The 433-nt window shown below is 45.7% G+C and carries 1 protein-coding gene; it reads left to right on the top strand.

The window, feature by feature from the left end; genetic code table 11:
• Positions 1 to 433, top strand: a 433-nt coding sequence (locus CYP43_RS03895; protein ID WP_180998639.1) for an ATPase, T2SS/T4P/T4SS family, incomplete at both ends; no start/stop codon positions are given.

The raw sequence follows: 433 nt of genomic DNA, 5'->3' as shown, positions 1-433 counted from the left end.
CTAGAAGAAATCAGCGCTTCGACGAAACGCATTGCCACCCCTCATGCGAACTGCCCGATCCGTTTTTGCGTTACCGCGTCCAAGCGCAGCATAAACCAAGTCTGTTTAATAGCGATATCGCAATTTGTATAAGGATACCCAGCAAAGAGGCCTTTACACTAGAAAGCTTTACATTAAGTCAAAACGTGATAAACGAGGGCTGGACTTATGAAAAAATCAAAGAGCTGAACCAGGATAAGAAAAACGTACTTTTAAGCGGCGGAACGGGAAGCGGGAAAACCAGTTTTTTAAACTCGTTAATGGGAGAAATAGACCCGGGCGAGCGAGTAGTCACCATAGAGGACAGCCAAGAGCTGAGGGTAGAAAACGTAAATAAAACGCAGCTGGCCGTACCCAAAATCGCCACCGAAATTTACAGCTATCAGGTAGCGAT

It is taken from the genome of Campylobacter concisus (assembly GCF_002913045.1).
GTDB classification, from domain to species: domain Bacteria; phylum Campylobacterota; class Campylobacteria; order Campylobacterales; family Campylobacteraceae; genus Campylobacter_A; species Campylobacter_A concisus_AP.
The sequence above is the reverse complement of the archived record's forward strand: the minus strand, read 5'-3'. Positions and strand labels throughout refer to the sequence as shown.